This is a genomic window from Cupriavidus sp. C2SS-8b, assembly GCF_057073745.1.
In genome coordinates, this window is the sequence record NZ_CP172717.1 from 161,818 (window position 1) to 183,487 (window position 21,670).

General features: G+C 68.3%; 22 protein-coding genes and 1 pseudogene. 8 read left to right on the forward strand and 15 right to left on the reverse strand.

Annotation, left to right across the window (positions count from 1 at the left end; all coding sequences use genetic code 11):
- The 5 genes from ACIGJB_RS17715 to ACIGJB_RS17735 all read right to left on the reverse strand — a co-directional run bounded on the left by ACIGJB_RS17715 (position 1) and on the right by ACIGJB_RS17735 (position 5,761).
- Positions 1–1,110 (reverse strand): dihydrolipoamide acetyltransferase family protein, encoded by a 1,110-nt coding sequence (locus ACIGJB_RS17715; protein ID WP_483733616.1) that lies wholly within the window; start codon positions 1,108–1,110, stop codon positions 1–3.
- Positions 1,111–1,141: 31 nt separating this feature from the next.
- On the reverse strand, positions 1,142–2,119 hold the full coding sequence (locus tag ACIGJB_RS17720; RefSeq protein WP_483733617.1) for an alpha-ketoacid dehydrogenase subunit beta: 978 nt from the start codon (positions 2,117–2,119) through the stop codon (positions 1,142–1,144).
- Positions 2,120–2,131: 12 nt separating this feature from the next.
- Positions 2,132–3,229 (reverse strand): pyruvate dehydrogenase (acetyl-transferring) E1 component subunit alpha, encoded by a 1,098-nt coding sequence (pdhA, locus tag ACIGJB_RS17725; RefSeq protein ID WP_483733618.1) that lies wholly within the window; start codon positions 3,227–3,229, stop codon positions 2,132–2,134.
- 250 nt (positions 3,230–3,479) lie between these two features.
- Positions 3,480–4,292: a MetQ/NlpA family ABC transporter substrate-binding protein gene (locus tag ACIGJB_RS17730; RefSeq protein WP_483733619.1), complete on the reverse strand. Its 813-nt coding sequence runs from the start codon at positions 4,290–4,292 to the stop codon at positions 3,480–3,482.
- A gap of 194 nt (positions 4,293–4,486) precedes the next feature.
- Positions 4,487–5,761, reverse strand: a complete 1,275-nt coding sequence (locus ACIGJB_RS17735; protein WP_483733620.1) for an O-acetylhomoserine aminocarboxypropyltransferase/cysteine synthase family protein — start codon at positions 5,759–5,761, stop codon at positions 4,487–4,489.
- Positions 5,762–6,032: 271 nt separating this feature from the next.
- Here ACIGJB_RS17735 and ACIGJB_RS17740 point away from each other — a divergent pair, with 271 nt between their 5' ends.
- The 3 genes and pseudogenes from ACIGJB_RS17740 to ACIGJB_RS17750 all read left to right on the forward strand — a co-directional run bounded on the left by ACIGJB_RS17740 (position 6,033) and on the right by ACIGJB_RS17750 (position 7,949).
- A complete protein-coding gene (locus ACIGJB_RS17740; protein ID WP_483733621.1) occupies positions 6,033–6,932 on the forward strand; it encodes a ketopantoate reductase family protein in 900 nt (299 codons plus the stop codon).
- Between the two features lie 16 nt (positions 6,933–6,948).
- Positions 6,949–7,101: pseudogene (locus ACIGJB_RS17745) on the forward strand (ABC transporter permease); the annotation flags it as partial.
- Positions 7,102–7,181: 80 nt separating this feature from the next.
- The gene (locus tag ACIGJB_RS17750; protein ID WP_483733622.1) at positions 7,182–7,949 is read left to right on the forward strand and encodes a class I SAM-dependent methyltransferase; all 768 of its coding nucleotides are present in this window, start codon (positions 7,182–7,184) and stop codon (positions 7,947–7,949) included.
- 13 nt (positions 7,950–7,962) lie between these two features.
- Here ACIGJB_RS17750 and ACIGJB_RS17755 read toward each other — a convergent pair whose 3' ends face one another.
- Both ACIGJB_RS17755 and ACIGJB_RS17760 read right to left on the reverse strand, forming a co-directional pair.
- Positions 7,963–8,316, reverse strand: a complete 354-nt coding sequence (locus ACIGJB_RS17755) for a LysR family transcriptional regulator (RefSeq protein WP_483733623.1) — start codon at positions 8,314–8,316, stop codon at positions 7,963–7,965.
- Positions 8,317–8,561: 245 nt separating this feature from the next.
- Entirely contained in the window at positions 8,562–8,795 is a 234-nt protein-coding gene (locus ACIGJB_RS17760; protein ID WP_483733624.1) for an IclR family transcriptional regulator, read from the reverse strand.
- 474 nt (positions 8,796–9,269) lie between these two features.
- On the opposite strand from ACIGJB_RS17760, the gene ACIGJB_RS17765 reads away from it, so the two are divergent.
- The 3 genes from ACIGJB_RS17765 to ACIGJB_RS17775 all read left to right on the forward strand — a co-directional run bounded on the left by ACIGJB_RS17765 (position 9,270) and on the right by ACIGJB_RS17775 (position 11,991).
- Positions 9,270–9,743 (forward strand): hypothetical protein, encoded by a 474-nt coding sequence (locus ACIGJB_RS17765; protein WP_483733625.1) that lies wholly within the window; start codon positions 9,270–9,272, stop codon positions 9,741–9,743.
- A gap of 109 nt (positions 9,744–9,852) precedes the next feature.
- On the forward strand, positions 9,853–10,599 hold the full coding sequence (locus ACIGJB_RS17770) for an IclR family transcriptional regulator (protein WP_483713288.1): 747 nt from the start codon (positions 9,853–9,855) through the stop codon (positions 10,597–10,599).
- 153 nt (positions 10,600–10,752) lie between these two features.
- Positions 10,753–11,991 carry a GGDEF domain-containing protein gene (locus ACIGJB_RS17775; RefSeq protein WP_483734711.1) on the forward strand — a complete coding sequence of 413 codons (1,239 nt, stop codon included), beginning with the start codon at positions 10,753–10,755 and terminating at the stop codon, positions 11,989–11,991.
- A gap of 6 nt (positions 11,992–11,997) precedes the next feature.
- On the opposite strand, the gene ACIGJB_RS17780 is transcribed toward ACIGJB_RS17775, so the two are convergent.
- Genes ACIGJB_RS17780 through ACIGJB_RS17790 form a run of 3 tightly spaced genes read right to left on the reverse strand, consistent with a single transcriptional unit; the run spans position 11,998 to position 15,079 of the window.
- The gene (locus ACIGJB_RS17780) at positions 11,998–12,849 is read right to left on the reverse strand and encodes a citryl-CoA lyase (RefSeq protein WP_483733626.1); all 852 of its coding nucleotides are present in this window, start codon (positions 12,847–12,849) and stop codon (positions 11,998–12,000) included.
- A complete protein-coding gene (locus ACIGJB_RS17785; RefSeq protein ID WP_483733627.1) occupies positions 12,846–14,045 on the reverse strand; it encodes a CaiB/BaiF CoA transferase family protein in 1,200 nt (399 codons plus the stop codon). The genes ACIGJB_RS17780 and ACIGJB_RS17785 overlap by 4 nt, the downstream gene beginning before the upstream one ends.
- Before the next feature lie 38 nt (positions 14,046–14,083).
- A complete protein-coding gene (locus tag ACIGJB_RS17790; RefSeq protein WP_483733628.1) occupies positions 14,084–15,079 on the reverse strand; it encodes a Bug family tripartite tricarboxylate transporter substrate binding protein in 996 nt (331 codons plus the stop codon).
- Positions 15,080–15,275: 196 nt separating this feature from the next.
- Here ACIGJB_RS17790 and ACIGJB_RS17795 point away from each other — a divergent pair, with 196 nt between their 5' ends.
- Positions 15,276–16,532, forward strand: coding sequence for an Hsp70 family protein (locus ACIGJB_RS17795; protein WP_483733629.1), 1,257 nt, complete (start codon positions 15,276–15,278; stop codon positions 16,530–16,532).
- 56 nt (positions 16,533–16,588) lie between these two features.
- On the forward strand, positions 16,589–16,780 hold the full coding sequence (locus tag ACIGJB_RS17800) for a hypothetical protein (protein WP_483733630.1): 192 nt from the start codon (positions 16,589–16,591) through the stop codon (positions 16,778–16,780).
- Here ACIGJB_RS17800 and ACIGJB_RS17805 read toward each other — a convergent pair.
- The 5 genes from ACIGJB_RS17805 to ACIGJB_RS17825 all read right to left on the reverse strand — a co-directional run bounded on the left by ACIGJB_RS17805 (position 16,777) and on the right by ACIGJB_RS17825 (position 21,419).
- Positions 16,777–17,496, reverse strand: a complete 720-nt coding sequence (locus ACIGJB_RS17805) for a phosphorylase (protein ID WP_483733631.1) — start codon at positions 17,494–17,496, stop codon at positions 16,777–16,779. The two genes, ACIGJB_RS17800 and ACIGJB_RS17805, sit on opposite strands and share 4 nt — an antisense overlap.
- Positions 17,497–17,519: 23 nt before the next feature.
- Positions 17,520–19,523 (reverse strand): squalene--hopene cyclase, encoded by a 2,004-nt coding sequence (gene shc / locus ACIGJB_RS17810; RefSeq protein ID WP_483733632.1) that lies wholly within the window; start codon positions 19,521–19,523, stop codon positions 17,520–17,522.
- Positions 19,524–19,622: 99 nt separating this feature from the next.
- Positions 19,623–20,489 carry a presqualene diphosphate synthase HpnD gene (hpnD, locus tag ACIGJB_RS17815; protein WP_483733633.1) on the reverse strand — a complete coding sequence of 289 codons (867 nt, stop codon included), beginning with the start codon at positions 20,487–20,489 and terminating at the stop codon, positions 19,623–19,625.
- Between the two features lie 132 nt (positions 20,490–20,621).
- Entirely contained in the window at positions 20,622–21,185 is a 564-nt protein-coding gene (locus tag ACIGJB_RS17820; RefSeq protein ID WP_483733634.1) for a BON domain-containing protein, read from the reverse strand.
- A 30-nt stretch (positions 21,186–21,215) separates the two neighbouring features.
- Positions 21,216–21,419, reverse strand: coding sequence for a cold-shock protein (locus ACIGJB_RS17825; RefSeq protein ID WP_483713300.1), 204 nt, complete (start codon positions 21,417–21,419; stop codon positions 21,216–21,218).
- Positions 21,420–21,670 lie beyond the last annotated feature (251 nt).

A 21,670-nucleotide genomic window follows, 5' to 3' on the forward strand; every position in this document is an offset into this window, starting at 1 on the left:
CTATTTGGGCAGCGCCAGGTCGGCGATCACTGCGGCGAGGAAGCGCGCCGCCTCGCCGCCGGTGACCACGCGGTGGTCGAAGGTCAGGCTCAGCGGCATCACACGATGCACGGCCGGCACGCCGCCGGCGGCCACCACCTCGTCGCGGATGTGGCCGGCGCCGAGGATCGCCACGGTCGGCGGCACCACGATCGGCGCCGCATAGCGGCCAGCGATCATGCCGAAATTCGACAGCGTGATGGTGCTGCCGCGCATCTCTTCCGGTGCGATGGTGCGCGCGCGGATATCGGCGCGCATGCGATCCAGCCCGTGGCGCAGGTCGGCCGCGTCGCGGTTGCCCACGTTGCGCAGCACCGGCACGAACAGGCCCTCGGGCAGGTCCGCGGCAATGCCGACGTCGATTTTCCGCATGACGTGGCGCTTGCCGGTCTGGCCTTCGTACCAGGCATTCAAGCCCGGCTCCGCGCGGCAGCCGGCAACCAGCGCGCGCACCAGGCGGATGGTGACGTCATGCGCGCCCTGCCAGGCATGGATATCGGCATCGTCCATCACCGTTGCGGCGGCGACCTCGCTCTGCGCGCGCGCCATGTTCTGCGCCATCGCGCGGCGCACGCCGCGCAGGACCTCGCCCGGCCCGGTTTCGGCGAGTGTCGACGCCACGCGCTCCACATCCGCGGCGGTGACCACGCCATCGGCACCGGACGGGTTTGCCATCGCCAGGTCCACGCCCAGGCGCCGCGCCAGCGCGCGCACAGCCGGCGTCGCCTTGATGCCTGCGCCGCCCGCGCCGGATCCGAGCGGCGTGGCCGATTCCGACACGACATGCGAGCCGACCTTGACCGCGCCGACCACCGTGCCCGCATCGGCATCATCGCCGGCGCCCTCAAAGCCCGCGATTGGCGCGCCCAGGTGAACGATGTCGCCGGCTTGCGCAAACAGCTTGCCGACCGTGCCCGCGTAAGGCGACGGAATCTCGACGATGGCCTTGGCGGTTTCCACCGACAGCAGTGGCTGGTCGACGGCCACGGTGTCGCCGGCCTTCACGTGCCAGCTTACGATCTCGGCCTCCTGCAGGCCTTCGCCCAGGTCGGGCAGCTTGAACACTCTCATGGTTGCGTCCCCGGATTTTCGTCCCAGACCGTCAGGCAGCCAGCGCCTTGCGCACGGCATCGACGATGCGCGCCACGCTCGGCAGGTAGGTATGCTCGAGCCGCGACAGCGGCACCACGGTGTCAAAGCCGGTCACGCGCTGCACCGGCGCCGCCAGCGAGTACAGGCCGGCATCGGCCAGTCCCGCGGCGATCTCCGCGCCGAAGCCCGCCGTGCGCGGCGCCTCGTGCACGATCACGCAGCGGCTCGTGCGCGCCACCGATTCGAGGATGGTCTGCATGTCGAGCGGCTTGAGCGTGGCCACGTCGATCACCGCGGCGGACACGCCTTCCTCGGCGAGCTGGTCCGCCGCAGCCAGCGTTTCCTGGAGCATCGCGCCCCAGCTCACCAGCGTGACATCGCTGCCGTCGCGCAGCGTGAAACAGGCATCGAGGGGCAATGGCGCGCCATCGTTGGCGACCTCCTGGCGGAACAGCCGGTACAGGCGCGTCGGCTCCAGGAAGATGACCGGGTCGGGGTCGTTGATCGCGGCCAGCAGCAGGCCATACGCGCGCGCCGGCGACGACGGGATGACCACGCGGATGCCCGGCATGTGGGCGAAGATCGCCTCGGGGCTTTCCGAATGATGCTCGGGCGCATGAATGCCCGCGCCGAACGGCGAGCGCACCACCAGCGGACAGCCCAGCCGGTTGCGCGTGCGGTGCCGCATGCGTCCGGCGTGATTGATGATGTTGTCGATGGCCGGATAGATAAAGCCCGTGAACTGGATCTCGGCCACGGGCTTGAGCCCCATCGCCGCCATGCCGATGGCCGCGCCGACAATGCCCGATTCGGCCAGCGGCGTGTCCAGCACGCGCTGCGGACCGAAGCGGGCCTGCAGGCCGACCGTGGCGCGGAACACGCCGCCGTTCACGCCGATGTCCTCGCCCAGCAGCAGTACGTCGGGATCGTGTTCCAGCGCGTAGCCCAGCGCCTGGTTGACGGCCTCGACCAGAGTAATTTCAGCCATGATGCGCGCGCCTCAGTTCGGGTTGGGCTGGTGCGGCGCGGCGTAGCGCCGCGCGGTCGCCAGCTGTTCCTGCAACGCCGCCGGCATGGTGGCGAACAAGCAGTCGAACATCGCGGCCGGGTCAGGCGGCGGCAGGGTCAGGTACGCCTCCACGGCCTGTGCTACCTGCTGCGAGCATTCGCGCACCAGCGCCTCCTCGCGGCCCGCGTCCCAGGCGCCGAGCTTGACCAGGTGTTCGCGCAGCCGCAGCAGCGGCTCGGCCTGCCAGTGCGCCTTGACGGTGGACTCATCGCGGTAGCGCGACGCATCGTCGGCCGTGGTGTGATCGCCGAGCCGGTAGGTGACGGCCTCGATCAGCGTCGGCCCCTCGCCGACCCGCGCGCGTTCGATCGCCTCGCCCACGCGGTGCCGCACCGCGACCACATCGTTGCCATCGATCTGCTCGCCCGGAATGCCCGCCGCGATCGCCTTCTGCGCCAGCGTGGCCGCGGCCGTCTGGCGGCTGCGCGGCATCGAGATGGCCCACTGGTTGTTGCTCACGACGATGACCAGCGGCGCATGCCATGCGCCGGCCATGTTCATGCCTTCGTAGAAATCGCCCTTCGAGGTGCCGCCATCGCCGAGCATGCAGACCGCTACGCGCGGTTCGTTGCGCAGCAGGAAGGCATAGGCCACGCCCGCGGCATGGCAAACCTGCGTGCCGATCGGCACGTTGTTGCCGAAGTCATGCGGCGCCGCCGCAAAGCCGCTGCCGCGTTCGTCGCCGCCCCAATACAGCAGGCTCTCGGTCATGCTGACGCCGCGCACAAACTGCGCGGCATGTTCGCGGTAGGACGGCACCAGCACGTCCTCGCGGCGCATGGCGCTGGCCACGCCGACGCCGATGGCTTCCTGTCCGAGCGCGGAGGCGAACGTGCCGATCTTGCCCGTGCGCTGCAGCGCAATGGCCTTGAGGTCGAACTGGCGGGTCAGCACCATGGCGCGGTACAGCGGCAGCAGCGCGTCCGGATCGGTGGCGAATGGCGGGAGAGGGGAAGAAGAAACCGGGGATGCGCCCGGCGGGTCCAGGTATCGTGTGTAGCCGATGTCAAAGCTCGCAACCGTGCCCATGTGGGAGGCCTCCGATGTGCGTGTCAGGGATCCCGCGCTTTCCTTGTGGGACAGCGGGGCCGCGTCGGGTTGCTTTGAGTTTAGGGCATGGGCGCGCGCGTGGGGGATGGAAAGCGGCGCTTGTGTTACTCCGGGCGCAGAAGCGTTGCCTGACCGGCGATGCCGTGCTGCAGCAAAAGAGACGCCCGTGGAAAACAAGAAAGGCTCCCGATGGGAGCCTTTCCATACTGGCTGCGTTCAGCCCGTCTGCTTACTTCTGGTAAGCCGGCGGCACGAAGCCCGCGAAGCGCTGCTGCGCCACGGCCTTGAATTCGGCCGACTGGTAGGCGTCGCGGATGTCCTTCACGAACGGCTTGTTCAGGTCCGCCGTCTTCACCGCCACCAGGTTCATGTAGTAGTCGGGAATCTTCTCAAGCGCCAGCGCCGAGGTCAGCTTCAGGCCAGAGGCCAGCGCGAAGTTGCCGTTGACGAAGCCATAGTCCACGTCGTCGAGCGAGCGCGGCAGCTGCGCGGCTTCGAGCTGGATCAGCTTGAGCTTGTGCGGGTTCCCTTCGATGTCGCGCTCCGAGGCGCGGATCATGTCCGTGCCCGGCTTGAGCGTGACCCAACCGATCTGCTGCAGGATGGTGATGGCGCGCGCGAGGTTGCTCGGATCATTGGGCAGCGACACCGTAGCGCCGGCCTTCACTTCGGTCAGGGCCTTGTGCTTGTTGCTGTAGATGCCGATCGGCGCCGTGGGCACCTGGACCACTTCGGAGAGCTGCAGCTTGCGGTCGGCCGAGAACTTCTTCAGGTAGGCCACGTGCTGGAACGCGTTGGCGTCGATCGCGCCATCGGCCAGCGCGAGGTTCGGCTGCACGTAATCGCTGAACTCGACGATGGTGACCTTGTAGCCGCGCTTTTCCAGCACGGGCTTCGCGCCATAGCGGATCTGGTCCGCGTACGGGCCGGCCGTTGCGCCAAAGCGGATTTCCTTCTTGTCCGGATCGGCAGCACCCGCCGCCTGCATCACGCCAACTGCCAGCACGGCTGCGAACAGCCGGATCCCCTTGCCGATCTTCATGAAAGCTCCCGTGGTCTTGGAATGGCGCAGCCATCGGGCTGCATGGTCGGGCCATTGTAGGGAATGGCAGACAAGGAGGGAACGAGTGTTTCGTCATGCCCATATGCTGCAAGCGCATATGGGCGGCGGCGCACGGCGCCGCCCGCCGCAGGACCGCGCGCCCCATGCGGGAACGCGTGGTCCCGCCATGCCGCTCAGGCCGCGTCCAGCGCGCGGTCGAGGTCCTCGAGCAGGTCGTCGATATGCTCGATGCCGATCGACAAGCGCACCATGTCCTCGCTCACGCCAGCGGCCTTGAGTTCATCGGCGTTGAGCTGGCGGTGCGTGGTCGAAGCCGGGTGCGTGGCCAGCGACTTGGCGTCGCCGATATTGACCAAGCGCGTGAATAGCTGCAGCGCGTCGAGCAAGCGTGCGCCGCCGTCGCGCCCGCCGGCCTTCAGGCCGAACGACAGGATGCCCGGCCCGCGGCCGCCGAGGTACTTCTGCACCAGCGCGTGGTCGGCGTGATCGGGCAGGCCGGCGAAGTTGACCCACTCCACCTTGGGGTGCTTTTGCAGGTGCCTGGCGATGGCCATCGTGTTTTCGGTGATGCGGTCCAGGCGCAGCGCAAGCGTTTCAATGCCCTGCAGGATCAGGAAGGCGTTGAACGGCGACAGCGCCGCGCCGGTGTTGCGCAGCGGCACCACGCGCGCGCGGCCGATGTAGGCCGCCGGGCCCAGCGCTTCGGTGTAGACCACGCCGTGGTACGACACGTCGGGTTCATTCAGGCGCTTGAAGCGCGCCTTGTGCTCGGCCCACGGGAACTTGCCGCTGTCGACGATGGCGCCGCCCACGCTGGTGCCATGGCCGCCGAGGTACTTGGTCAGCGAATGCACGACGATGTCCGCGCCGTGCTCGAAGGGGCGGCACAGGTACGGCGACGGCACGGTGTTGTCGACGATCAGCGGCACGCCGTGGCTGTGCGCCACGCGCGCAATGGCTTCGATGTCGACCACATTGCCGAGCGGGTTGCCGACCGATTCGACGAACACGGCCTTGGTGCGTTCGTCGATCAGGTCGCCGAAGGCCGACGGGTTGCGGCCATCGGCGAAGCGCGTTTCGATGCCCGATTGCGGCAGCGTGTGCGCGAGCAGGTTATAGGTGCCGCCGTAGAGCTGGCTCGACGAGACGATGTTGTCGCCGGCCTCCGCGATGGTCTGGATCGCGTAGGTGATGGCCGCCATGCCCGAGGCCAGCGCCAGCGCGCCCACGCCGCCTTCCAGCGCGGCCAGGCGCTGCTCCAGCACGTCGTTGGTCGGGTTCATGATGCGGCTGTAGATGTTGCCGGGCACCTTCAGGTCGAACAGGTCGGCGCCATGCTGCGCGCTGTCAAACGAGTACGCGACGGTCTGGTAGATCGGCACCGCGACGGCGCGCGTGGTGGGGTCGGACGAATAGCCGCCGTGGACAGCAATGGTTTCAAGTCTCATGATCGGGTTGTCTTGGTCGGGTGCTGGAGCGGCATGCGCGAGGAAGATGCCGGATGAAGCCGCGGCGTACGTTGCGCCGGGCTTGCGCATGGTAGCAGCACAGCATGTCCGGGGCCATGCGCGGCAAAGAACCATATTGCATTTGCATATGCGCGGCCCGCGCTGTCCGGGGGCACCCTGTCATAATCGCCTTCATGCAGGCGACGGCGGGCTCGGGGTATGCCGCCCACGTCGCGCACCATCGGGATTCACAGCAGGGAGCGTGCTAAACATGAAAGTCGCAGTGATGGGTGCAGGGGCAGTCGGTTGCTACTACGGCGGGATGCTGGCGCGGGCCGGCCACGAGGTGGTGCTGATCGCCCGGCCGCAACACGTGCAGGCCATCGAGGCGCGCGGCCTGCGCCTGGAAACGCAATCGTTCGACGAGCAGGTCAGGGTGTCGGCGAGTACCGAGGCGAGCGCGGTGCAAGGCGCGGACCTCGTGCTGTTCTGCGTGAAGTCCACCGACACGCAGGGCGCGGCTCTCGCCATGAAGCCAGCGCTCGCGCCGGGCGCGCTGGTGCTGTCGCTGCAGAACGGCGTCGAGAATGCCGACACGCTGCGCGGCCTGCTGGAGCAGGAGGTGGCTGCCGCGGTGGTTTATGTGGCCACCGAGATGGCGGGCCCGGGACACGTCAGGCACAACGGGCGCGGCGAACTGGTGATCGAGCCGACCAGCCAGGGCGAGCGCCTCGCCAGCACGCTGGCCGCGGCCGGCGTGCCGGTCGAGACCTCCGGCAATGTGCGCGGCGCGCTGTGGGCCAAGCTGATCCTCAATTGCGTGTACAACGCGCTGTCGGCGATCACGCAGTTGCCGTATGGCCGGCTGGTGCGCGGCGAAGGCGTGGAGGCCGTGATGCGCGATATCGTCGCGGAATGTCTCGCGGTCGCGCAGGCCGACGGCGTGATCCTGCCCGCGGATATCGCGCTGGCGGTGAGCCGCATCGCGGAGACCATGCCCGCGCAGACGTCATCGACCGCGCAGGATCTCGCGCGCCGCAAACGCAGCGAGATCGACCATCTCAATGGCCTGATCGTGCGCCGCGGCGACGCGCTCGGCATTGCCGTGCCGGCCAACCGGCTGCTGCACGCGCTGGTGCGGCTGATCGAGGACAAGCAGCAGGCCGGCTGATCACCGCTTCGATCGCGGCTGGTTCATCTTCCAGAACCGCAACGAGCTGTACACCGATCGCGTCTTTGCTGGCCTGGCCACGGTGATCCTGATCGGGCTGATGGTGGAAGGGCTCGTGTTCACCACGCTCGAACGGCTGACGGTGCGGCGCTGGGGCATGCAGCACTGAGTCGCTTGCCCGCCACCACGGGCGGGAGTAGTGTACGGCTCCGGAATATTCCACGCACCACAGCGAGACCGGAGCCCGCCATGACAGAGATTCACCACGCCGCCGCCGAAGGATTTGCCGCCCAGGCCGCCACCTACGCGCGCGGCCGGCCCGACTATCCGGAAGGCATTGGGGACTGGCTGCGCGGGACGCTCGGTCTCGGCCCGGGAAAGGCGGTCATCGACCTTGGCGCCGGCACGGGCAAGTTCACGCGCCGGCTGGCTGCCACGGGTGCGGCCGTCATTGCGGTCGAGCCCGTCGACGAGATGCGCGCGCAGTTGTCCGCGGCATTGCCCGCGCTGCAGGCCGTGGCGGGCACGGCCGAGGCGATTCCGCTACCCGACGCGAGCGTCGATGCCATCGTCTGCGCGCAGGCCTTCCACTGGTTCGCCAACGACCGCGCCATGGCCGAGATCCGCCGCGTGCTGCGCCAGGGCGGCAAGCTCGGCCTGGTGTGGAACGTGCGCGACGAAAGCGTGCCGTGGGTCGCCCGGCTTACCGCGATCATGACGCCGCTCGAAGGCGATGCGCCGCGCTTCTACAAGGGCGACTGGAAGCGGGTATTCCCCGCGCCGGGGTTCGGCCCGCTGGCGCTGGAAAGCCTGCCTTACGTGCATGAAGGCCCGCCGCAGCAGGTCGTTGTCGATCGCGTGATGTCGGTCAGCTTTATTGCGTCGCTGCCGCCCGCGCAGCAGGCCGCCGTGCGTGCGCAGTTGCAGGCCGTGATCGACCAGGAGCCGGCGCTGGCCGGCCACGCGCAAGTGGCATTTCCGTACCGGACCGAGGCTTACAGCTGCACGCGCCTGTAGCCGTTTCAGCGTCCTACATGGTGGCTTGCCGCACCCAGAACGCCACGGGGCCATCGGGTGGCATGGCGGCATCCGATGCCCTCGGCTCGCGTGCCACGCTATCGAGAATCTCGCGCCACATCGCCAATACGCGTTGCGCCCGGGGCAGCGCGCGGATGCCGGCCGGCGTGGGCAGCCAATGCGGACTGCCCACGCTGAACAGCGCGGTATCGAGCGCGGATTCCAGGCTGCGCAGCTGATAGTGCAGCCGTTGCGGCTGGATGCCCAGCGCGGCGGCCGCACGGCGGAGGTCCTGGTAACGCATGAGCGCGACGAACGCGCGCAAGGACAGCAGGCTGACGCGCCGGTTCTTCAGGAGGTTTGCCATGCAGGAAGCCAGGCCACGCGCTCGCCAGCCTGCCGCAGGCTGTCGTTCGCGCGGCGTGGTGCAGGTAAAGCGCTGATCGTAGCCACCGGGGTGGCGACCTTGAGTCAGAAACTTCCGCAACGCTATTGCGATTCGTCGGAAGTTTTGGCGGATCTGCTTAGGCAGTTTCCCTGGCGGGACGGGGGAAGGGAAGAAGACAAGTGGGACAAATTGCGCAGCGGGGCGGCAGCGCGCCCCGCGCGGTTTCAGTGCATGGGCAACTGGCCCAGGGCGGTCAGCGCCAGCACGACTTCGGGTGACAGGCGACGCTCGCTGCACTGCACGCCCGCGGTTTCCAGCGTGGTCCAGAGGTCGGCATCGCCGGTGACAATCCGCTGCCTGAGGTAGGCCAGATAGGTGTGCTCGGACGGCGTCAGCGGTCGCGGTGCGCTGCGCAAGTCATCCAGGATATCGCCAAGCGAAATGTTGGGAAGGGTCATACCAATGCTAAAAATAAAGCTGCGGCGGAAGGTAATGCATGATTCTATCCATGCCATGAACTAACGGCTTCACCAAAAGCAGGCAATAACCCTTCTAATTCGGGCAGGAAACGCACAGGCGCCGCATACGTGGCGCGCCATGCCACGCCATGTGGCTTAAGGCGCCTTTGCCGTTGCCATGCGAACGCGAAGGCTGAAAAGGTTGTTGCGGAAAAACGCCATCGGTTGTGCTGTGCGCGTGATCGAGGAGCGCTTCAACGGCAACCCGCGCGCCAACGCGCAACGGCTTCCCATGGAGTGAATGCTGAACGGGTGCGCTGCACGAGGCACTCGCATCCCGCCAGGGTTCGCGCCTTCTGTTCTGGCCGGAATATTCCTGCGGCCGCGCGCGTATACGCCTATACAACAGCTATCAGGCGAGGTCGCAATGGGGGTCGCTCGCAACGGCCCTGATGACTGCACAGGAGGTGAGCCATGAACGGTGCAGCGAGATGGGCGGCGGCAGGGGTGTTCGTTTTTGGTCTTTGCGCCGGGACGGCCGCGCTGGCCGACGAGGAATGGAGCACGGGGCCGCCCTGCCAGCCGGTAGTCGGCCAGGCGGTGATCAATGGCCAGTGGCAGCAGGTGGGCGGACTGGCCTGCCTGCAAGCTGACGGCAGCTGGCAACTGGTGGATGGCGGCGGCGGCGACTACTACCAGACGCCCTACTACTACGACGACAGCTATCCCGGGTATTGGGCGCCCGTGGCGGTGGGCTACGGCGCATTCGTCTTTGTGGATCGCCATCACCACGTGCATCGGATGCAACACGTGTACTTCCGCCGCATGGGCGGCGCAGGGTGGGGCGCGCGCGGCTTCCGTGCCATGCCACGTGGTGGCATGGGCGGCGGAGCGGCCCGCGGCATGGGCGGCGCCATGGGGGGCGGCCGCGGCGGCGGGCACCGCTGATGGCCTGACCGGGCATCCATTGACAAGGACAGGCCTGTTCTATACGGTGGCTGCTCGTTCCGTCATGCCGGCGTGCCATGCACGCCGGTTTTCCTTTCCGCGCCACGCCATGCCACGCAAAGCCGCCCAGGTCTCCGAAGCCGACAAGCACGCCGCCGAAGGCGGTGCCGTTGCCGTGGACCGTGCGCTGTTCGTGCTGTCGGCGTTCCGGCTTGGCGATACCTCGCTCGGTCTGGCCGAACTGGCGCAGCGCTCTGGCCTCTATAAAAGCACGCTGTTGCGGTTGCTGGCGTCGCTCGAGCATGCCGCGCTGGTGCAGCGGCTACCCGACGGACGCTACAGCCTGGGGCCCGAGGTGGCGCGGCTCAATGCGGTCTATGCCGCGTCGTTTTCGCTCGAGGCCGTGGTCATGCCGGTGCTGCGCGCGCTGGTACAGGCCACGCGCGAAAGCGCCGCGTTCCATGTCGAGCAGGGCGAACACCGGCTGTGCCTGTACCGCGTCGACTCGCCGCAGCCCGTGCGCGACCACATCCGCGCGGGCGAGCTGCTGCCGCGCGACCGCGGCGCCGGCGGCCGCGTGCTGCGCGCCTTTGCCGGCGAGGCCGGCGAACTCTACGAGCGCATCCGCCGGCAGGGGGTGATTGCGCTGGTCGGCGACCGCAGCCCCGAGATCGCGGGCGTTTCGGCGCCGGTGTTCGGTCCGGACGGCGCCCTGGCCGGTGCGCTGACGCTGACCTGCCCGGCCAGCCGGTTCCGCGAAGACTTTCGTGACGATGTCCTGGGCGCGGCGCGTGCGCTGACCCAAGGGTTGGGCGGCAACTTCCCCGATTTCCCGGAGCTGCCGGCGGCGGCCTGATCCCGTTGCGCGGACGGGTGTTGTGGCGAGGTGACCCGGCTTGTCGGGGGTGCCCCGCAGCAGCCGCGGCGGGATATCATTCGCGGTCGCCCCCTTCACCCGTGCCCTCGTATCGATCGACGGCGCGCCTTATGGCTTTGTCAAGGGATGTTCGTGCACCTGGACCAGCAGACCATTGCGGTCGTGATGATCGTGTTCTTTTCCAGCACGCTGGTCATTGCGGCTGGGCTGGTCTTTGCGCTGCGCGCAATCGAGGCGGGGCGGCTGTGGGCGTTCGGCCATGTGATCGTGTCCGGCGCCGGACTGGCGCTCGCGGTGAGCGCGGCCGGCAGCGCGCCGAACCTGGGCCTGGCGGGCGCCGGCGCGTTCGTGGTGGGCTGGCTGCTGATCTACCGCGGCGTGCGCGTCTACTACGGCCTGAGCGCGCATGCCGGCCCGCTGGCGGCAGCCGGACTGGTCGTGCTTGGCCTGATGGCGACGTCCTCCGGGCTGCCCGACGGGCCGCGGGTGCTGCTGGCCGTGGCCTACGGCATACTTGCCGCGATTTCGCTGGCGACGATTGCGACGCTGGTGCGTACCGGGCGAGGGCGGCGCAGCATCGGCGCGCCGCTGGTGCTGGTGTCCAGCCTGGTGCAGTTGTCGACTCAGCTTGTCTGCGCCAGCCATACGATCACGCAGGCCGGCATCGACCGGCATGACCTCACGCTGTTCTTCGCCGGCCCGGCGGGCTCGGCCTGGGCGCTGGCGCCGCTGATCGCGGGGCTGCTCGGGCTGTTCGGATTCACCGTGATGGCGATGGAGCAGATCATCGCCAACAACGAAAGCGGCGCGCGCGTGGATGCGCTGACCGGCCTGCTCAACCGCGGCGCGCTGGACCTGTCGGCGCTTGGCCTGGTCGCGCGCTGGCAGCGCGACGGCCAGCCGCTGTCGTGCCTGGTCATCGATATCGACCACTTCAAGCAGGTCAACGACACCTTTGGCCACCACGCCGGCGACGCGGTGCTGCGTGAAGTCGCCCAGGCGCTCGACAACTCGCGCCGCGCCTCCGACGTGGCCGGGCGCTATGGTGGCGAGGAGTTCTGCATTCTCTGTCCGCACACCGACGAACAACAAGCCACCGCGCTGGCCAACCGTATCCTGCGCAAGGTCCGTGCGATCGCGCTGCCCGGGCAGGGATGCTTTGCTTCGGTCAGCATCGGCGTGGCGCAGTTGCGCGGCGAGACCGGCAGCAAGGAACTGCTGTGGCGCACGCTGTTCGCGGACGCCGACCGTGCGCTCTACCTGGCCAAGACGCACGGCCGCGACCGCTACGTGGTGGGATCCGCGACGCAGGTCGAGGCGCCGTCGCCGTCGCTCGTGCGCGTGACCACCCGGCCCATGCCGGCGGCCTGAGCGGCGTCAGGCCCGGGTGCCGTCCGGCACATCGCGCTGCGGCACGCCGTCGTACGTCCACAGGAACTGGCGCGGGATCGGTCCCTTGTTGCGGCCGCCCTGCTGCGTCTGCTCCCACGCATGCGCCAGGATGCCCACCGAGCGCGACAGGCAGAACAGCCCGCGCGCCAGCGGCGCCGGAAAGCCCAGCTCTGCGTAGATTACCGCCGTGGCGCCGTCGATATTCATCGGCACGGGCTTGCTGCGCCCTTCACAGAGCGCACTTTCCACGGCGCGCGCAATCGCGGCGTAGCGGCCATTCACCACGCCTTTCTCCGCCGCCTGGTCCGCCAGCGCCAGCAGGCGTGGCGCGCGCGGGTCCAGCGGATGGAAGCGATGGCCAAAACCCGACACGAACTTGCCGTGCAGGTCGCGATAGTGCTGCAGGCCCGCGCTGACGGCCTGGTCCAGCGCAGCGCCGGCGTCGATGCGCTGCGCGATGTCCTGGTACAGCTCCACCGCCTGCTCGCCCGCGCCGCCATGCACGTCGCCGAGCACGTTGACCGCCGAGGCCATCGCATTGTTCAGCCCGACGCCGCACGTGGCGGCCATGCGCGCAATCGCGATGCTGGGCGCCTGCGGTCCGTGATCGACGGCCGCCATCAGCGCCGCATCGAGCAGCTCGCCCTGTCCCGGGCCGGGCAAATCGCCACGCAGCATCAGCCAGATCATCTGCGCGAACGAAACCTGGCCGATCAGCTGCTCGATAGGGTAGCCGCGATAGCGGATCTCGCCAGGGCGCATGTCGATGATTTCCGTGCGCCACCAGTCCTGCGACATCTGCTGGCCGGGGTCCATGGTCGGTCGGGTCTCGCTCATATTGCGCACTCCTGTGTGAGGGTGTCGATGTCGGTCTCGCTGTAGCCAAGGCCGGCAAGGATTTGCCGCGTGTGCTCGCCCAGTTGCGGCGGCGGCGTGTCCACCGACGGCGCTTCGCGGTTCAGCTTGAAGCCGGTGCGCACCACGCGGATATCGCGGCCCACGCCGGGCACGTCGGCGAAGGTGCCGATCATGCCGCGGTCGCGCACCTGCGGTTGTTCCAGCGTCTGGGGCACGCCCAGCACCGGGCCGGCCGGCACGCCGGCCTCATTGAGCAGCGCCCACCATGCGTCGGCGGGTTTCCTTGCCAGCTCGGCTTCCAGTGCCTGCGTCAGCGCGGCGCGATTGGCCAGGCGGGCCTGGCGCGCGGCGAAGCGTTCGTCGGCAATCAGGTCCGGGCGGCCCACCACGCGGCACACGGCCTCGAACTGCTCCTGCTTGTTGGCGGCAATGTTCAGCAGGCCATCGCCGGTGCGGAAAGTGCCGGACGGACTGGCGGTGAAATTCTCGTTGCCCATCGGGGCCGGGGCCTTGCCGGCGATCAGGTGGTTCGACACCACCCAGCCCATGGTGGCAAGCGTGGCTTCGAGCATCGACACGTCGATGAAATAGCCCTCGGTGCGCTGGTGGTCCGCCAGCGATGCGGCGATGGCGAACGCCGCCGTGATGCCGCCGATGGTGTCCGACACCGGGTAGCCGACCCGGTACGGCGCGGTCTGCGCGTCGCCGGTGATGCTCATCACGCCCGACATGCCCTGGATGATCTGGTCGTAGGCCGGCAGGTCCGACAGCGGCCCGTCCTGGCCGAAGCCGGAGATGGCGCAATAGATCAGGCGCGGGTTGTCCTGCCGCAGCGTCTCGAACCCCAGGCCCAGGCGCGTCATCACGCCGGGGCGGAAGTTCTCGACCACGACGTCGGCGCTTTGCACCAGCTTGCGGAAGACCTCCTTGCCGCGCGCATGCTTCAGGTTGAGGGTGATCGACTGCTTGCCCGGGTTCTGCGCCAGGAACGACACGCCCATCAGGCGCTGGTTCAGTTCGGCGTCAGCGCCGAGCTGGCGCGCCAGGTCGCCGGTGCCCGGCGTTTCCACCTTGATGACCTCGGCGCCCATGTGCGCCAGCTGGTGGCAGCAGAACGGGCCGGCCAGCACATTGGTCAGGTCGAGTACGCGCACATGGCGCAACGGTTTTTGCATGAGGGTTTCCTGCGGAATACTGGGATGGCCGGCGCGGACTACTCCACGCGCGCGCCCGATGCCTTCACGATCGTGCCCCAGCGGGCGTTCTCGGCCTTGATGAAGGCGGCCAGGTCCTGGGCGCTGCCGCCGCGCGGGTCGCTGCCTTCCTCGCGCATCTTGCTGATGGTGTCGGGCTGGGCGAGCGCCTTGTTGACCTCGGCATTGAGCCGCTTGACCACTTCAGGCGAGGTGCCGGCCGGCGCCACCAGTGCCTTCCAGTCTTCCGCCTGGAAGCCGGCATAGCCGGATTCGGCCACGGTCGGCACCGCCGGCAGCAGCGGCAGGCGCCTGGCCGACGTGACCGCCAGCGCGCGAATCTTGCCGGCCTTGATCATCGGCATCGCGATGGGCGGCGTGGCGAAGTAGAAGTCGGTCTGGCCGCCGAGCAGGTCGGTCAGCGCCGGCGATGCACCCTTGTACGGCACGTGCAGCGTCTTGATGCCGGCGCGGCGCGCGAACATCTCGCCGGTCAGGTGGCCCACGGTGCCGGTGCCAGCCGAGGCCATCGACAGCGACTTGGCCTTGGCCGCCGTCACGAGATCGGCCACCGTCTTGTACGGGGCGTCGGCGCGCACGATCAGTACCACTGGCTGGGCCGAGACCAGCACCACCGGCGCGAAGTCCTTCACCGCGTCATAGGGCATCTTCGGGTACAGGGTCGGGTTGATCGCCAGGTTGGCGGTCTGCCCCATCCCTAGCGTGTAGCCGTCGGGCTTCGACTTGGCGACGGCATCCAGACCGATATTGCCGCCCGCGCCGGCGCGGTTTTCCACCACCACGTTCCAGTGCGTGGCCAATCCGACCTGGTTGAATACCAGTCGCGACAGCACGTCCGTGCCGCCCGCCGGCGGGAACGGCACCACCAGGCGTACCGGCTGGCTCGGGTAGGTGTCGGCGCGGACCGGCACTGCGGCGGCCATGAATCCGGGGATGGCGAGGCACAGCAGGGCGCGGGCCCACGAGTGAAGCTTGCGGCGGTGCGGGAAAGTCATATCGTCTCCTGGTATCTGCGTGTTCTATAAGATAGAATAATGGTCTTATAGAAAGAACGTAGGCAGCATAGGAGTCGGGACTAAACGTGTCAAGGGCCGGTGGCGGCCGGCATCTGCCACTACAATGGCGCCCGGCCCGCGCCGGCTATCGGCTGGCGCCGGGGAACTTGCAGTGGTGGTACAGAGAACGGAATCGATGATGTCAAACGCATGCGGCCTGGACTTCGGCACGTCCAACTCCACGGTGGGCTGGACGCGCCCCGGCCACCCGGCCGCGCTCCTGCCGCTGGAAGACGGCAAGCAAACGCTGCCCTCGGTGATCTTTTTCCACGCCGAAGACCCGCTGGTCAGCTATGGCCGCGCGGCGCTGGACGACTACCTCGCGGGCTATGAAGGCCGGCTGATGCGCTCGCTCAAGAGCCTGCTCGGCACCTCGATGATGGAAGACAGCACCGAGGTAATGGGCCAGGCCATGCCCTTCCGCAAGCTGCTGGCGCACTTCATCGGCGAGCTGAAGGGCCGCGCCGAGCGCGCGGCGGGCACCACGTTCACGCGCGCGGTGCTCGGTCGTCCGGTGTTCTTCATCGACGAGGACCCGAAGGCGGACCAGCTCGCCGAGCAGACGCTGGCGGAGATTGCCCGGGATGCGGGCTTTCGCGACATCGAATTCCAGTACGAGCCGATCGCGGCCGCATTCGACTACGAAGCCAGGATCGCGCAGGAAGAGCTGGTGCTGGTCGCCGACATCGGCGGCGGCACGTCGGACTTCTCGCTGGTGCGGCTGTCGCCGGAACGCGCCAGCCGCACGGACCGGCGTGACGACATCCTGGCCAATGGCGGCGTGCATATCGGCGGGACCGACTTTGACCGCGCACTGAGCCTGGCGCGCGCCATGCCGTTGCTGGGCCTGGGCAGCAAGCTGCGCAACGGCAAGGAGATGCCGTCGGGCCAGTACTTCGACCTGGCGAGCTGGCACACCATCAACCTCGTCTACACGCGCAAGGCGTGGGCGATCGTGATGGACAACTATCGCGACGCGGCCGACACCGCGATGCTCGACCGGATGATCCGCCTGATCCGCGAGCGCGCGGGCCACTGGCTGGCTATCCAGATGGAAGCGGCCAAGATTGCGCTCTCGGGCACGGACCGCACCGACGTCGACCTGCATCGCATCGAGCCCGAACTGAGGCTGGCCATCACGCGCCAGGAGTTCGACGATGCCATCGGCAAGCTCGTGGCGAAGACCGAGAAGACCGTGCAGGACATGCTGGCGACGGCCGGCGTGACGCCGGATGCGGTCGACACCATCCTGTTCACGGGCGGTTCCAGCAGCGTGCCGTTGCTGCGGCAGCGGCTCGGCGAATTGCTGCCGAAGGCGCGGCGGGTGGAAGGGGATTTGTTCGGGGGGATCGGATCGGGGCTGGCGCTGGATGCGGCGCGGAAGTTTGGGTAATTGATGCTGTCTCTCGCGGCGCCTTGGACGGACGCCAGCATCGGTAGAATGCCGTCATGAACCGCTCGATCCCACCATGCTCGCCAAAGCCCGATGCCGCGAAGGCTGTCGGTCCCCGCAACGACGCCGAGAAACGTCTTTATGACCTCGTGGTCGAAGGGCTTAGCAGCGGCGAAGGGATCGAATACGGCGGTGTGGACGCGTTTGCTGCCGAGTTCCGCAACCGCTTGAAAAGCCGCACGCGCTAAAGCCTGGAATCGCGCTCGCTAGATTTAAGCCTGGCAGTGGCAAGCTCGTCGCCCATACCCCAGCCCTGACCAACAGCGCCTCGTATCGCCATCAACCTCGCACGTGCGGCGCTGGCATCTCGCCCAAGTCGCATCAGCGCCGGCAGTTGCCAGGGCGCCTTCAGCAGGCCGGCCATGACAGCGCCGACATCGGTGCGCCCGTCGCCCCCCATCCCGGCCAGCGCCAGTGGCGGGACAGCGCGCGTGGCCGGATCGATCACCACGCGGCACGCCGCAAATGGCAGGCCGTGGCTGCGCGCGATACGGGCGGCGATATGAGATTCCATGTCGACGGCCAGCGCACCGCTGGCGGCGTACAGGGCAGCCTTGTCGGCGAGCGCCGCCACGGCGGTGTCCGAGCCGGCCAGGGGGCCGGATAGCGCCTGCGGCAATGCCCGCATCAACGCGCACTGCCAGTCGGGATCGGCTGGCGTGGAGATTCCGCTGGATGCGTCGCGCACATCCGTGGCAACGATGAGCGCGCCCGGCGCCAGCGCAGGATCCAGACCGCCGGCCACGCCGAAGCTGAGGATACCGGCGCATGCACCGGCCCGGCGCTCGATGGCGGCGCCCAATGCCGCGCCGCGCTGGCCGTACACGACCTCGCTGTCCGGACCCGCGGCGATGTTCGCTTCGAAATCCATGCCGCAGACCACCAGCACGCGCGGCTCGCTCATGACAGGCGCTTGCGCGGTGCGGTTCACAGTCCCCACGCCACCTGGCGCTTGCCGCCGCGCTGCAGGTTGCGGTAGCGCGCCAGCGCCCACAGCGGAAAGTAGCGGGCATAGCCGTGATAGCGCAGGTAGAACACGCGCGGGAAACCCACGGCGGTGAAGCGCGGCTCGCGCCACAGGCCGTCGGCTTGCTGCGTGCGCAGCAGGTATTCGATGCCGCGTGCCACGGCCGGGTGCGCGGCCTCGCCGGCTGCCATCAGGCCCAGCAACGCCCAGGCCGTCTGCGATGCCACGCTGGGCGCGCGTTCGTAGCCACGGTATTCGAGCTTGTAGCTGTCGCCGTCCTCGCCCCAGCCGCCATCCGCATTCTGGATGCCGGCCAGCCAGCCGGCGGCGCGCCGCACCGGCGGCGCATCCCGGCCCAGGCCCGCGGCATTGAGCGCGCACAGGGCGCTCCAGGTGCCGTAGATGTAGTTGGTGCCCCAGCGCCCGAACCAGCTGCCGTCAGGCATCTGCTCGGCCAGCAGGTAGCGCAGTGCGCGCGCGGCGGGTTCGCTCTTCTGCGGCGTGTCACCGGTCTGGCACAGCATCGACAGGCAGCGCGCCGAGACGTCGGCCGTGGGCGGGTCCAGCAGCGCGCCGTGGTCCGCGAACGGGATGTTGTTCAGGTAGAGATGCGTGTTCTCAGGCTCGAAGGCGCCCCAACCACCATTGCCGCTTTGCATGCCGACGATCCATTCGATCGCACGCGTGACCGCTTCGGCGTTCGGGTCCTGGCGTTGACTCGGCACTGCCTGGGCAGCGCGGTGCATCGCCGCGGCGACGACCGCGGTGTCGTCCACGTCGGGGTAGTGCGGGTTCGCGTACTGGAATGCCCAGCCACCCGGGCGCACCTGCGCGCGGCGCACGGTCCAGTCGCCGCGCACATCGAGTACCTGCAGCGGGCGCAGCCAGTCCAGCGCGCGGCCGACCGCGGCCGTGGCACGCGGCCCGCCGGCTTCCAGCAGCGCATGCGCGGCCAGCGCGGTATCCCAGACCGGCGACAGGCATGGCTGGCAGTAGGCTTCGTCGCCGTGGATGACCAGCAGCTTCTCGATCGAGCGCCGCGCCACGGCACGGTCCGGATCGTCGGGCGGAACGCCAAGCACGTCGAACATCATCACCGAGTTCGCCATGGCCGGGAAGATCGCGCCCAGCCCGTCTTCGCCATTGAGCCGCTCGCGCACGAAGGCTTTCGCCGCGTCGATGGCGCGACGGCGCAGCGCGCCCGGCATGACAGGCTCGGCGGCGCGCAGCAGCGCATCGGCACCGCGGAACAGCGAATACCAGCCGGCATGCTGGTGGGGCGCCTTCGATGGCAGCCGCACGGCGTCGCGCGGGGCGGTGAACAGCTCGTCGATGCCGATCTTGCGCGGGTTGCGCGCCTGCGGCCGCAGGCTGTTCAGCACCAGCAGCGGCACGATCACCGTGCGGGCCCAGTACGACACCTTGGACAGGTGGAACGGGAACCACTGCGGCAACAGCATGATTTCCACCGGCATCATCGGCACCGCCTGCCAGGGCATCACGCCGAACAGCGCCAGCAGCGTGCGCGTGAAGACATTGCTGGCTTCCGCGCCGCCCATGGCCGCGATGGCCGCGCGCGCGCGCGCCATGTGCGGCGCCTGCGGATCGTCGCCGGCCATTTTCAGCGCAAAATAGGCCTTCACGCTGGCGCTGACGTCGGAGCGGCCTTCATGGAACAGCGGCCAGCCGCCCTCGGCATTCTGGATGCGCCGCAGGTAGCGCGCGATGCGCGCCTCCAGCGCCAGGTCCGGGGTCTCGCCCAGGTAGTGCACCATGAGCAGGTATTCGGCGGGAATGGTGGCGTCGGCTTCCAGCTCGTAGACCCAATGCCCGTCGGACTTCTGCTGGGCCAGCAGGGCATCGAGCGCGTAGCCGATACCGGCTTCCAGGGCGTCCGGGGCGGCCGGCGCTGCGGCCGCCATGGCGGCGCGCGGTGCGGCAAGGACGGCCTCATTCATCGACATGCAAACTCCTTGTTCGGCACGACGCATGCGTGCCTGGAAGATGGTGTTCGGGATGCAGCCGGACGTGGTACGCCAGCCGCGCTTCCCCGCGCAGCATCTTCAGACCATGGTGTGGCGCAGAACGATCCACAGCATCCGCGCGCGCGGCACGCGCACGCGTGCGCGCGGTGCGCGCCAGCCCCGCGCGCGCAGGCGCACGAGCAGGCAGTGATAGACCTGGGACATGATCCGCGGCGATCGCACCGCGCGTGACGGGCAGCGCGCCATGACGGCGTCGGCCTGTTCGTAGTGGGCCTGCGCCTCGCGCGCGACGGCCGCGCAGGCGGCGTCGATGCCGGCATGGGCCACGACTTCCAGCGGCGTGGCGTGTTCCAGTCCCTGTACGCCCGCGGCGGCCAGTGCGGGCGCGGGCAGGTAGAGACGGCCAATGGCGGCGTCTTCGTCGATATCGCGCAGGATATTGGTGAGCTGCAGCGCCCGCCCGAGATGATGGGCCAGCGCCAGCCCGGGGGCCTCGTCGACGCCGAACACGCGCACGGCCAGCCGGCCCACCGCGCTCGCGACGCGATCGCAGTAGAGGTCCAGCGTGGCGGCGTCGGGCGCGCGGATATCGGCGACCACATCCATGGTCATGCCGTCGATCACGTCCAGGAAGTCCTGCTGGCGCAGGTGGAAGGCGTCAATCTGCCGGGCCAGTGACCGCAGCGCGGCCGGCGCCACGCCCGCATAGCACAGGCCGATGTCGCGGCGCCAGGCATCCAGGCCGGCAAGGCGTTCGGCATGCGGCGCGTCACAGTCGGCGATATCGTCGACGGCACGGCAGAACGCATAGATCTCGAACATGGCCTGCCGCTGGGCTGCCGGCAGGATGCGCATGGCCGCGTGGAAGGAACTGCCCGAAGATACGGCCGGCGTGGCTGCGCCGGCGATTGGGGCATCTGGCGTTGCGATTTGAGTACCGGCCACGTAACTCCTCGACGCGCTTTTTTTTCCGTCGGGCGGCATCGGCGGACCACGGCGCCGAGCCACGCTCACGGTGGTTGGGGGTCGGCCGATTATAGCAACAACCTCGCAACAGGCCGGCCAGGCCGGAGTGCCTTATCGGCCCGGCGAAAAGCGCACGTAGGGCACGCCGCGGCCGGGGGTCGAGGTGGTCTGGTCGACGACCTTCTCGACATCGGCCACCTCGCGCAGCGCGGCAAGGAAGGGCGCCACGGCAAAGCCCGGGCGGACGCATCCCTGCACGGTCAGCCAGCGTCCGCGCACCGTGATCCAGAGCGTGCTGTCCTGCCAGGCGGGCATGGTGACGGCCAGCGTTTGCAGTCGGCGTTGCAGGCTTTCGGCGATGTCCTGGTCGTACTGGAATGCATTGGCCAGGCGGCAGCGGCCCTCGGTCCAGCAGTGGTTGCCTTGCTCGATGCGATGGTGCGCCTCGCGGCGCCATTCGGCCTCGCTGACGCGCGGGCCGGCCGGCTCGGGGCAATCGGCAACGCGCGAAGACACCTGCACGAAGGGGTCGTGGCCATAGTTGGCAACGGTTTCGGCGCAGGCCGGTTGCAGCGGCAGGGCCAGCGCGATGGCAAGTGCGTGGATGCCGCTGCGTCGTCGCCAAAAACAAAGAGCCCCGCGTTCGCGGGGCTCTCTGGTGGCAGGCACGTGCATGGGCGCGCGCCTGCGGTGTTCCAAACCGGATCAGACCGCCTGGATCTTAGTGGCTTGTTCGCCCTTCTGGCCCATCGCCTTGACGTAGCGGACCTTCTGGCCTTCCTTCAACGACTTGAAGCCGTTGCCTTCAATCGCCGAGAAGTGCGCGAACAGATCGTTGCCGCCTGCGTCCGGCGTGATGAAGCCGAAGCCCTTGGCGTCGTTGAACCACTTAACGGTACCGGTATCCATATCTTTTCAACCTTGAATTTCAAATGAGCTTAATTGCCCGCTGTACATCGTGCTCAATGCAGGAATCGCGCAAGGGTTGGTGAATGCCCGATTCCTTTGCGGATTGTTTATGCCTTCCCTGTGTCGCTGGTATGACAAACGAAAAACACCGCGGATCGACACATCAAAAAGGCGCTGCACATGCGGGAAACATTCTGACGAATTTTCCCGGCGTGTCAATCAGGCAAAGCGCCAAATCATGATGAGACGTT

Bases quoted from the DNA above. Each gene is read 5' to 3' on its own strand.
- ACIGJB_RS17715 (WP_483733616.1), bottom strand. From the start codon at position 1,110: ATGAGAGTGTTCAAGCTGCCCGACCTGGGCGAAGGCCTGCAGGAGGCC.
- ACIGJB_RS17720 (WP_483733617.1), bottom strand. From the start codon at position 2,119: ATGGCTGAAATTACTCTGGTCGAGGCCGTCAACCAGGCGCTGGGCTAC.
- pdhA (WP_483733618.1), bottom strand. From the start codon at position 3,229: ATGGGCACGGTTGCGAGCTTTGACATCGGCTACACACGATACCTGGAC.
- ACIGJB_RS17730 (WP_483733619.1), bottom strand. From the start codon at position 4,292: ATGAAGATCGGCAAGGGGATCCGGCTGTTCGCAGCCGTGCTGGCAGTT.
- ACIGJB_RS17735 (WP_483733620.1), bottom strand. From the start codon at position 5,761: ATGAGACTTGAAACCATTGCTGTCCACGGCGGCTATTCGTCCGACCCC.
- ACIGJB_RS17740 (WP_483733621.1), top strand. From the start codon at position 6,033: ATGAAAGTCGCAGTGATGGGTGCAGGGGCAGTCGGTTGCTACTACGGC.
- ACIGJB_RS17750 (WP_483733622.1), top strand. From the start codon at position 7,182: ATGACAGAGATTCACCACGCCGCCGCCGAAGGATTTGCCGCCCAGGCC.
- ACIGJB_RS17755 (WP_483733623.1), bottom strand. From the start codon at position 8,316: ATGGCAAACCTCCTGAAGAACCGGCGCGTCAGCCTGCTGTCCTTGCGC.
- ACIGJB_RS17760 (WP_483733624.1), bottom strand. From the start codon at position 8,795: ATGACCCTTCCCAACATTTCGCTTGGCGATATCCTGGATGACTTGCGC.
- ACIGJB_RS17765 (WP_483733625.1), top strand. From the start codon at position 9,270: ATGAACGGTGCAGCGAGATGGGCGGCGGCAGGGGTGTTCGTTTTTGGT.
- ACIGJB_RS17770 (WP_483713288.1), top strand. From the start codon at position 9,853: ATGCCACGCAAAGCCGCCCAGGTCTCCGAAGCCGACAAGCACGCCGCC.
- ACIGJB_RS17780 (WP_483733626.1), bottom strand. From the start codon at position 12,849: ATGAGCGAGACCCGACCGACCATGGACCCCGGCCAGCAGATGTCGCAG.
- ACIGJB_RS17785 (WP_483733627.1), bottom strand. From the start codon at position 14,045: ATGCAAAAACCGTTGCGCCATGTGCGCGTACTCGACCTGACCAATGTG.
- ACIGJB_RS17790 (WP_483733628.1), bottom strand. From the start codon at position 15,079: ATGACTTTCCCGCACCGCCGCAAGCTTCACTCGTGGGCCCGCGCCCTG.
- ACIGJB_RS17795 (WP_483733629.1), top strand. From the start codon at position 15,276: ATGATGTCAAACGCATGCGGCCTGGACTTCGGCACGTCCAACTCCACG.
- ACIGJB_RS17800 (WP_483733630.1), top strand. From the start codon at position 16,589: ATGAACCGCTCGATCCCACCATGCTCGCCAAAGCCCGATGCCGCGAAG.
- ACIGJB_RS17805 (WP_483733631.1), bottom strand. From the start codon at position 17,496: ATGAGCGAGCCGCGCGTGCTGGTGGTCTGCGGCATGGATTTCGAAGCG.
- shc (WP_483733632.1), bottom strand. From the start codon at position 19,523: ATGTCGATGAATGAGGCCGTCCTTGCCGCACCGCGCGCCGCCATGGCG.
- ACIGJB_RS17820 (WP_483733634.1), bottom strand. From the start codon at position 21,185: ATGCACGTGCCTGCCACCAGAGAGCCCCGCGAACGCGGGGCTCTTTGT.
- ACIGJB_RS17825 (WP_483713300.1), bottom strand. From the start codon at position 21,419: ATGGATACCGGTACCGTTAAGTGGTTCAACGACGCCAAGGGCTTCGGC.